The 10,144-nt window shown below is 70.6% G+C and carries 6 protein-coding genes and 1 pseudogene; 1 reads left to right on the top strand and 6 read right to left on the bottom strand.

Annotated features, from left to right (window positions below):
• The 5 genes and pseudogenes from ABZV40_RS42005 to ABZV40_RS41985 form a co-directional block, all read right to left on the bottom strand.
• Positions 1 to 928: pseudogene (locus ABZV40_RS42005) on the bottom strand (glycoside hydrolase family 88 protein); the annotation flags it as partial.
• A 1,421-nt stretch (positions 929 to 2,349) separates the two neighbouring features.
• The gene (gene ligA, locus ABZV40_RS42000; protein ID WP_355455096.1) at positions 2,350 to 4,341 is read right to left on the bottom strand and encodes an NAD-dependent DNA ligase LigA; all 1,992 of its coding nucleotides are present in this window, start codon (positions 4,339 to 4,341) and stop codon (positions 2,350 to 2,352) included.
• Between the two features lie 57 nt (positions 4,342 to 4,398).
• Entirely contained in the window at positions 4,399 to 4,869 is a 471-nt protein-coding gene (locus tag ABZV40_RS41995; protein WP_355455094.1) for a DUF6653 family protein, read from the bottom strand.
• The gene (locus ABZV40_RS41990) at positions 4,862 to 5,440 is read right to left on the bottom strand and encodes a TetR family transcriptional regulator (RefSeq protein ID WP_355455092.1); all 579 of its coding nucleotides are present in this window, start codon (positions 5,438 to 5,440) and stop codon (positions 4,862 to 4,864) included. Before ABZV40_RS41990 ends, ABZV40_RS41995 begins: the two co-directional genes overlap by 8 nt.
• A gap of 36 nt (positions 5,441 to 5,476) precedes the next feature.
• The gene (locus tag ABZV40_RS41985; RefSeq protein ID WP_355455090.1) at positions 5,477 to 5,707 is read right to left on the bottom strand and encodes a hypothetical protein; all 231 of its coding nucleotides are present in this window, start codon (positions 5,705 to 5,707) and stop codon (positions 5,477 to 5,479) included.
• A 431-nt stretch (positions 5,708 to 6,138) separates the two neighbouring features.
• Between ABZV40_RS41985 and ABZV40_RS41980 the strand changes: the two genes are divergently transcribed.
• A complete protein-coding gene (locus tag ABZV40_RS41980) occupies positions 6,139 to 9,651 on the top strand; it encodes a helix-turn-helix domain-containing protein (protein ID WP_355455088.1) in 3,513 nt (1,170 codons plus the stop codon).
• A gap of 108 nt (positions 9,652 to 9,759) precedes the next feature.
• Here ABZV40_RS41980 and ABZV40_RS41975 read toward each other — a convergent pair whose 3' ends face one another.
• Positions 9,760 to 10,134 (bottom strand): MerR family transcriptional regulator, encoded by a 375-nt coding sequence (locus tag ABZV40_RS41975; RefSeq protein ID WP_355455086.1) that lies wholly within the window; start codon positions 10,132 to 10,134, stop codon positions 9,760 to 9,762.
• Positions 10,135 to 10,144: the final 10 nt, after the last annotated feature.

The raw sequence follows: 10,144 nt of genomic DNA, 5'->3' as shown, positions 1-10,144 counted from the left end.
CGATCGGGTCGCTGGAGCGGATTCCGTTCGAGGCGCGCGACGGCGTCACGGTTCTCGTGACCGGCGACGAGGAGATCGGCTCACCGTCGTCGCGGTTCGCGACCTCCGAGGAGGCCAACAGGAACGCCCCCACACCGAAGTTCCACGTGTCGTTGCGCCCCACCGGCTGATGGTCGGAGGGTTGCTGTCCCGCACCCTGCACGTACCCGAGCCTGCCGTTCGACTGCAGCGCGACCCTGACCATGCCGTCCCACGCCTTCACAGCCGTCGGTTTGTACGTGGCCGCGCTGAGCACGCCCGCCCTGATGCCCCACGCCAGACCGTAGGTGAAGAACGCCGTGCCGCTCGTCTCCGGCCCCGGATGGTCGGCGGGATCGCCGAGGTTGACGTTCCAGAACCCGTCCGGCCGCTGCACCGGCACGAGCCGCGCCGCCATCTACCGGAAGTCGGCCAGGTAGCCCGCCCGGTGAGGCGAATCCTGCGGGAGCACGTCGAGCACCTTGGCGAGCGCGGCGATCGCCCACCCGTTGCCGCGCGACCAGTAGACGTTCTTGCCGACGTACTTGCTGTCGCGCCACCACAGCCCGTTGTTCCACAGCCGCTGCCGGGTGTACCGGTAGAGCCGGTCGCCGTAGTCCATCTTGTCCAGCCGTGCGTAGAGCGGCATCGCCATGTGCAGCGCGTCCACCCACCACCAGTAGTCCGTCCGGCCGGTGGCGACGGTCGCGTCGATCTCCTTGGCGATCGCCGCCCGCCGGCGCGGCTCGGGGTTGTCCTCGTACAGGTCGAGGTAGGGCTGCCCGGCGGCCTGGTGGTCGGCGAAGTGCGGGTTGCTCGACGAGCTCTTGAGGCCGAAGCTGTGCCGGTTCGCCCAGCTCAGCGTGTAGTCGCGGTACTTCGGGTCCCTGGTGGCCCGGTAGAGGGCCATGACGCCGCTGTGCAGGGTCGCGTCCTGCCAGTCGTTGCCGCCGATGCTCTGCGTGCGGATCCAGTAGTCCGCGGCCGCACGGCCGGCGTCGAGCGGACCGGCCACCGCCGTCGCCGTCGACGTGTCCAGGAACGGCAGGACCGATGCACCCAGCAGGAACGAACGCCGCCTCACCATGCAGGTTTCTCCAACCTTGTGACAGGAGCGGCGGCGTCCCCCATTAGAACCGGATTCGTCCGTCCGGACCAGGGTTTCACGGAATTCCGGTGGCGCGGGCTCGTGAGCGACCACACAGATCATCCGGAAACACCGGCGAGCATCGTGCCGTTATACGTCTTGGTCGGTGCGGTTCGTGTCCCCCGGGCCTCACCTGCAACGCCTTCGCGGAAGACCGTCCGGCTGGTACCGCGTCGAGCCCCTCGCCGAGAGGCGACCGCCGCACCGACCACACCAAGCTCGCCCTCAGGCCGTCACTCTCCCCCGACGGACGGCCTGAGGGCGTCCTCTGCACGTTGGGACGCAACGGTTTCCAGGTTCCCGACGGTGAGCGAGCACACAGATCACCTGGAAACACAACGGATCCGCCCCACACTTGCCCTCAGACCGTCGCGTTCTCCCCCGACGACGGCCTGGGGGCATCCCACCCAGCACGTCCTTTCCCCTGCCACACCACGCCTTTCCGGTGGTGAGGCACCACACAGATCATCCGGAAACACCAGCGGGGCAAGCCCCGTTGTAGAAAGTGGTCGGTGCGGTTCAGGTCCCCCGGGCCTCACCTACAACGCCTTCGCGGAAGACCGTTCGGCTGGTACCGCGTCGTGCCCACCGCCGAGAGGCGACCGCCGCGCCGACCACCAAGGTCCAACCCTCAAGCCGTCTTCCTCCCCCAGGCGGCTGGAGGAACATCGCCCGCAGGCCGTCACTCAGTCCCCCCGACGGCGGCCGTGGGCGCGCCCTCAGACCGTCACACCCCCTCGACGGCGGTCTGAGGGCTTTTCCACATCTCGGGCCCGCGCCTCATGTCCCGATGACTCAGGGCCCGACAAAGCCACCCCTGCTGGGCTTGGCGTCTGCAAGTACCGAGCCCTTTTCATCTTGTTCCGCCCGGCCAGGCGCGACCCTCGCTCCCCAACACGCTGACTTCGATCTTTGTGGATGCCGATGCGGTAGCGCGCATCTGGGTGGCAAAGCGGGACTCTAGTTGATCTTTATGAAGGGACCCTTCGTCCACCTGAGGTGAATGAAAGCGCCCTTCATAAAGATCAACACTCGCCAAAGTGTTCGATGTGTCCGATGGAATCGCTCCCACTGACGCCCAGACGACGTCATCGGCACTTTCTACAACCAACTTGGTGCGGGCGAAGCATGAGAGCGTTTCCGTGGCTTCCTCGTCTCGGAGGCCTCGTCGCGCCGTCGGCCGGTCAGGCGATGCCGGCGGCGATCAGCACCGACCAGATCTCCGCCTGGTCCACCACCTCGACGCCGAGCTTCTCGGCCTTCGTCAGTTTGGCGGCCCCGACTCCGGCGCCGGTGATCAGCAGGTCGGTGGTGGCGGACACCGAGGACGCGGCCGTGGCGCCCGCGCGCTCGCACATCTTCTGGAAGGTGGGGCGGGTGACCTTCTCGCCGGACCTCGGGTCGCTGATCGAGCCGGTGATCACGACGGACTTGCCGTCGAGCGGGGCGCCCGCGACCACCTCGGGCGGCAGGTCCTCCTCGCGGACGTCCAGCGACACCCCGCGTTCCCGCAGGCGTTCGATCTCCGGGCGCAGGCGGGCCAGGTGGTGGGTGAGGGACTCGGCGACCTTCTGGCCGATGTCCTCGACGGCCACCAGTTTCTCGACGCCCGCGCCGGCCACCTCTTCCAGGGAGCCGAAGCCCGCGCGGCACAGCCTCGCCGCGGTGCCTTCGGAGGCCATGGGGATCGAGAGGCCGATCAGGGCTCGGCGCAGGCCCACGGCGCGGCTGCGCTCGATGGACTCGATCATGCGGGTCGCGGAGACCTCGCCCACCCGGTCGAACTCCAGGAGGCGTTCCTTGGTGAGCGTGTAGAAGTCGGACGGGTTCACCAGGTCGCCGGTCTCGGCGAGGCGCTCGATCCACACCTGGCCGATGGCGTCGATGTCGGCGGCGGCGCGGGAGGACCAGTGGATGAGGCGGCGCACGGTCTGGGCCGGGCAGGCCGCGTTGGTGCAGAACAGCTCGCGGCTGTTGCCCTGTTCGGTCAGCTCCTGCGCGCACGACGGGCACGTCGAGGGCGGGATGATCTCGCGCTCGGCGCCGGTGCGCTTCGAGGAGTCGAGGACGCCCGCCACGAACGGGATCACGTCGCCGGCGCGGCGCACCAGGACCGTGTCGCCGATCTTGATGCCGCGTGAGCGGATGACCTCCTGGTTGGCCAGGGTGGCCCGGGTGACGGTGGTGCCGCCGACGAAGACCGGTTCCAGCCACGCCACCGGGGCGATCTTGCCGGTCTTGCCGACGTCCCACACCACGTCCAGCAGGACCGTCGTCTTCTCCTCGGCGGCGAACTTGTAGGCGATGGCGCCGCGCGGCGAGGACGACCTGGTGCCCGCTGCGGCGAACGCGTCGCGGTTGGCCAGGCGCAGGACGGCGCCGTCCAGGTCGTAGTCCAGCGAGTTGCGGGCCTGCTCGATGCCCTCGATCAGCTTCTGCGCTTCGGCCGCCGAGGAGCAGTGGCTCATCTCCGCCACGGAGAAGCCCAGCTTGCGCAGGCCCGCGTCCAGATCGGAGTCGGCGCTCTCGGGCTCGGTCATCAGGTCGAACGCGAAGAACCGCATCCGGCGGCCCTCGACGGCCTTCGGGTCCTTGGCGCGCAACGTGCCCGCGGCGGCGTTGCGCGGGTTGATCAGCGGTTTGTCCGGGTGCGCCGCGTTGTAGGCGTCGAACGTCGAGCGCAGCATCACGCACTCGCCGCGGACCTCGACCCGGCCCGGCGCCTCGACCCTGTCCGGCACGCCGTCGCACAACGCGCGCGTGAGGAACGTGACGTCGTCGCCCGTCGTGCCGTCGCCGCGCGTGACCGCCCGCGCGAGCCGCCCGTTCTCGTAGACCAGGGCGAGGGAGAGGCCGTCGAGCTTCGGCATGACCACCACGGGCTGGCCCGGGAACCGCGCGAAGAACGCCTCGACCTGCTCGGGCTTGTTCGCCTTCTCCAGCGACAGCATCGGCCGCGAGTGCCGGACGGGCGCGTGCAGCACCGACGGCGCGCCCACGTGGTCCAGGGGGTTGTCCTCCGGCGCCAGCTCCGGGTGCTTCGCGACCAGCGCCCGGAACTCGTCCTCGATCGCGTCGTACTCGGCGTCGGCCACCAGCGGCTCGCCCTGGTAGTACGCGTCGCGCAGCTCCACGATCCGCGCCGCGAGCTCTGCAATCCGGTCCCCAGCTGTCATGGGTGGGACGTTACCGGGCGGCACCGACAATTCCGTGCAGTCGCGATCGAGCGCTGCTCAAGCCGCGCTCACACGCTCCCAGAGCCACCCGAACCGGTCAATGCGCCACAGCTGCGCGAGCACCACGAGCGCCGCCCCGGACACCGTCGGCCACACCTGCAGCGCCACCAGGCCCCAGATCACCAGCGCGAACCCGACGGAACCCGCCGCCACGAGCAGCCGCAGCACCGCGCGGTGATCCGGAGGCACCGAAGCACGGTTCTCCAGCCACGCGCGCTCGCCGTAGATGCCCCGCGAGGCCCAGCCGCGCGGCTCCGAGACGGGCGGGAACACCTTCACGTTCAGCCACAGCCACACGACCACGACGGCCACCGGCACCAGGCACCACCAGCCGATCCACACCCGGCTCCAGATCGCGAGCAGCATCGCCGGGATCGCCGCGAACCGGGTCCACACGCTCCACGGGTTCGCGTGCCTGCGCCACGCGTCGTCGTCCATCCGGAACAACCTGGCCACCGACTCAAGCATTGCCGACCTCCCTGAACGCCACGAGGAACCGGTCATCGGCGAACAGCCCGTGCGTCAACATCTCCAGACCGGCACGCGCGCCGCGCACGGCCGTTGCGGTCTCCGCCGGATCACCGCCGAGATGCCTGCTCACGTGCCCGCTCAGCACCAACGGCGCCAACAGCCACGACACGTACGTCACGGCCCGAGCGCGCGCGTCGGCAGAAGGCCGCGCCCACCCCTCGTCCTCTCCCTCAGCGAGCCACGCCGAGGTGCGAGCCACGATCGAATCGAACAAAGCAGACGCACTCTCGGTGCCGTCCAGCAACGCACGGGCCAGGTACCGCCGAACGGGCGTGGCCGCCTGCAGCACCTCCGCGAGGTCCGCCTCGGAGTCGACGCCTTCCAGCACGTACTCGTCGCACGCCTGCCGCAGCCCGTCCTTCGAGCCGAAGTGGTGCAGCACGAGCGCCGCCGACACCCCGGCATCGGCCGCCACCGCCCGCACGGACGTCCCCGCCACCCCGTCCGCACCGAACCGGGCCAGCGCGGCGTCCCGGATGCGAGCACGCGCCGTCAGGTCTGAACGCATGTTCAGAGTATTGAACAAACGTTCAGCCAAGGCAAGTCAGTCCCGCGGTCCCCGCAGGGTCAGAACCACCCGCAGGACGTGCTCGACCGCAGCCGGGAACACCGCTCCCCGCAGCTCGTCGCGGTGCGCGAGGGTCTGCCCGGCGAACTCGACCATCCGCTCCGGCCCGACCCGCCGGACCACCAGCGCGGCGACCTCCTCCAGGTCGAGGCCGGGATGGTCGAGACGGGTCAGGGCGAACTCGACGATCAGCTCCTCATCGGTCAACAGGCACCTCCCAGGCGACTCGTCGCTGGTGCTCATGAAGTTCGTGCGGCCAGACGCCCACTCCTGGGGACTTCCACGCGGCACTTCCCGGCTCGGAGTCGGCCGGTTGTTCGTCGAGGACGAATCCTCCCGGCCCGGCCTGCCCGCTTTCAAGCCCCTCGGTGCGTCCTGGGCGGTGCATCAGGTGCTGAAAGACCAAATCGGACAGACCATGCTCACGGCGACCGACGGCGACCACGTGGGGCAGCAGGAGTGCCGATCGGTTCACCGCTGGCGCACAAGGGTTTCGCGTGGCTCGACGTCGAGGGCGGGCGGGCTCACCCGCGGCCGGGCACGACCATCGATCCCCGCCGATGAAATCCCGGAGACAGTCGCACGAGACCGCGCGACACTAGATTGCCCCGCCGGACGAAGTCACGGGGGAAAAGGCAATGCCACGCAAGGAACGCCCGCTCGACGCGGGTGACTCGGCGGTGCTCACGTTCGCGCGCGAGCTCAGGTCGTTGCGCGAGAGGGCGGGGAGGCCCACCTACCGCGAGCTGAGCTCGTTGACGCACTACTCCGAGGCGGCGCTGTCCCAGGCCGCGGGCGGGCGCAAGCTGCCGACGCTGCAGGTCACGCTCGCGTACGTGCGGGCATGCGGCGGCTCGGAGGAGGAGTGGGAACAACGCTGGTACGCCACGGCCGCGGACGAACCGCGCCAGCAACCGGACACCACCGCGCCCTACGCGGGCCTGGCGCCGTTCCAGCAGGAGGACGCGACCCGCTTCTTCGGGCGCGACCGGCTGGTCGCCCAGTTGGAGGAGCAGGTGGACGAGCACCGCGTCGTGCTGGTCGTCGGCGCGTCGGGTGCGGGCAAGTCGTCGCTGCTCAGGGCCGGTCTGATGCCACGGCTGGGCAACCGCGCCGTCCTGTTCACGCCCGGCCCGCACCCCCTCGACGAGTGCGTCAAGGTGCCCGCGACCGCCGACACCGTCCTCGTCGTCGACCAGTTCGAGGAGATCTTCACGCTCTGCGAGGACCGTGAGATCCGACGGCGTTTCGTCGAGCAGATCACCGAGCATCGAGTCGTGCTGGGCGTACGGGCGGATTTCTACGGCCACTGCACGGACTTCCCCGCGCTGGTCAACGCCATGGGCACCGCACAGCTGACCGTCGGCCCGATGACCACCGACGAGCTGCGTGCCGCCATCATCCAACCCGCCCGCACCACCGGGCACGCCGTCGAGACCGCCCTCGTGGCCGAACTGGTCGCCAACTGCGTCGAGCAGGCGGGCGCACTGCCGTTGCTCTCGCACGCGCTCCTGGAGACCTGGCACCGCCGCAAGGGCAACACCCTGACGCTGCAGGGCTTCCGCGCCGCCGGCGGGTTCGAGGGCGCGCTCACCCGCACGGCCGAGTCGGTGTTCGACGGGTTCACGCCACGACAGCAGGAGCTGGTGCGGTCGCTGTTCATCCGGCTGACCGCGGTCGGCGACGGCACCGAGGACACCAAGCGCCGCATCAGCCGCGCCGAGCTGGACGACGAACCGGACGCCGCGCTGGTCCTCGAAGCCCTGACCCGCCACCGGCTCGTCACGGTCGGCCAGGACCGGATCGAGATCACCCACGAGGCCCTGATCCGCTGCTGGCCCCGGCTGCGGGAGTGGCTCGCGGCCGACCGCGACGGGCTGCGCGCCCACCGCGACCTCGCCGAGGCCGCGGCCGTGTGGGAGTCGCTCGACCGCGACCCCGGCGCCCTGCTGCGCGGCGCCCGCCTCGCGTCGTTCCGCTCCTGGCTCGCCGAGCCGCCGCACCCGCTCACCGCCCGCGAACGCGAGTTCCTCGCCGCCGGTCTCAACGCGGAGACCGCCGGCCGTCGTCGGCTGCGGCTCCTCGTCGGCCTGCTGACGGTGCTGCTGGTCGCCACCACCGCCGTCAGCGTCGCCGCGCTGCGGGCCACGTCCGAGGCCACCGACCAGCGCAACAACGCGCTCTCGCAGAAGGTCGCCCAGGACGCCAAACGGCTGCACGGCACCGATCCGGCCCTGGCCGCCCAGCTCGCACTGGGCGCGTACCGGCTCGCACCCACGCAGGACGCCCGCAGTGCGCTGCTCAGCGCGTTCACCCCGTCCTACGCCACCCGGTTGACCGCCCATCGCGACAACGTCAACGCGGTCGCGTACTCACCGCGAAGACAGCTGCTCGCCAGCTCCAGCCGGGACCGCACGGTCAAGCTGACCGACGTCGCCGACCCGCACCACCCGCGCGAGGTCGCCACTCTCACCAGCCACACCGACAACGTCGTGAACGTCGCGTTCAACTCCGACGGCACGATGCTCGCCACCGCCGGATGGGACCGCACGGCTCGGTTGTGGGACACGGCCAGCGGCACCGTGCTCGCCACGATCAGCCAGGCCGATCTGGTCAACGCCGTGGCGTTCAGCAGCGACAACCGCGTCCTGGCCACCGGGAGCACCGACAGGACCGTCACGCTGTGGGACCTCACCGACCCGCGCGAACCACGCCGGATCACCGTGCTCCTCCACTCCAGCGCCGTCGTCTCACTCGCGTTCAGCCCCATAGCGCCGTTGCTCATCGCCGGAGCCACCGACGGCGTGGCGCGCCTGTGGGACCTGACCGGCACTCCGACGTCACGCGACCTCGTGGGCGACAACGTGGTCGCCTTCAGCCCCGATGGCCGCCAGATCGCGACGAGCCGCGACCGCACAGTCCGCGTCTGGCCGGTCGGGGGCGGCGAACCGCGCGTCCTGGCCGGGCACACCGACGTCGTGCGCGGCCTGGCGTTCAGCCCCGACGGCCGCCTCGCCAGCACCGGCGTCGACCGCACCACGCGCGTCTGGGACCTCGGCGACGGCGACCCGCTCGTGCTCAACGGTCACACCGCCGCCGTCGTCGGAGCCGCGTTCATCGGCACCGCGCTGGCCACCGCGAGCGACGACCACACCGTCCGGCTCTGGGACCTGCCCGGCGACCTGCTCCAGGCCCACAGCGACTCCGTGTACTCCGTGGCCACCCACGGCGCGCTCATCGCCACCGGCAGCTACGACCGCATGGTCAAGCTGTGGCGCGACGGCCGCCTCCTCACCGTCCTCAATGGACCGACCGAGGCCGTGAACACCGTCCGGTTCTCCCCCGACGGCAGGACGCTGCTCGCCGCGAGCGCCGACCACCGCGTGCACCGCTGGAACATCACCGACCCGCGGAAACCCGAGGTGCTCCCCGCGCTGACCGGCCACTCCGACGCGGTCAACGCCCTGGCCGTCAGCCCGGACGGCACCCTCGTCGCCTCCGGCAGCACCGACCGCACCATCGTCCTGTGGGACGCGCACACCGGTACGCCGCTCGGCACCCTGACCGGCCACAGCGACTCGGTGGAAGCACTCGCCTTCAGCCCGGACGGCCACCGCCTGGCCAGTGGTTCAGCCGACTTCACCGCACGGATCTGGGACGTCGGCCGGCGCACCGCCGTCACCCACCTCGACGGCCAGGACCACGCCGTCAAGTCGGTCGCGTTCAGCCCCGACGGCACCCGGCTCGCGACCGGCGGCACGGACTTCGCCGTCCGCGTCTGGGACACCGCCACCGGCGCCCGCACCGCCGAGCTCACCGGCCACACCGACACCGTGCACGCCGTCGCGTTCTCCCCCGACGGCACGACCCTCGCGAGCGCCGGCGCCGACCACGACGTGCGGCTCTGGCGGCTGTCCGACCACACCCCGCTCGCCACGCTCACCGGCCACGCCGAACGGGTCTACGCGCTGGCGTTCGGCCAGGACGGCGCGCTGCTCAGCGCGGGCGGCGACCGCATGGTCCGGCGGTGGGAGACCGACGACCGGCACGCCACCGAACGGATCTGCGCCACCGCCACCCCGCGAATGACCGAGCAGGACTGGAACCGCTACTTCCCCGACATCGACCACACCCCGCTCTGCCCGAACTGACGGTCACGACGATCTCGGCAAACCGACATCCCTCATGACGACCTGTCTAGCCGCCCGGAATTCTTCACGTTCGAGGTCAGCGCACTGATCAACGAACCTCGAACAACGTCAGGGCGCCAGCTTCCGCTTGAAGTCGGGGCATTCGACCAACGGCTCGTGCGTGCACGTCGAGGCGTGGTCGAGGCTCTCGCGCATGCGTTGCAACCGTGCGATGTCCTCGTCGAGCTCCTGGACCTTCTCGGCCATCCTGGCGCGCAACGCGGTGTCACCCGGCGTCGCGACGAGGAACCGGCTGATCTCCGCGATCGAGAACCCGGCCCGGCGCGCGCAGTTGATCAGCTCCAGCCTGGCCAGCACCTCGGGCGCGTAGGTGCGGCGCAGGCCGTTGCGGCCGCTCGGCTCGACCAGGCCCTTCTTCTCGTAGAACCGGAGGGCCGACGGTGCCAGCCCCGTCCTCTCGGCGACTTCGGCGATGTCCAGCACCGTGCCGAGG

The sequence above is a fragment of the Lentzea sp. NPDC004782 genome (genome assembly GCF_040609115.1).
GTDB lineage: Bacteria > Actinomycetota > Actinomycetes > Mycobacteriales > Pseudonocardiaceae > Lentzea.
Note: the sequence above shows the minus strand (reverse complement) of the source record. Positions and strands in the feature narration are given on the sequence as shown.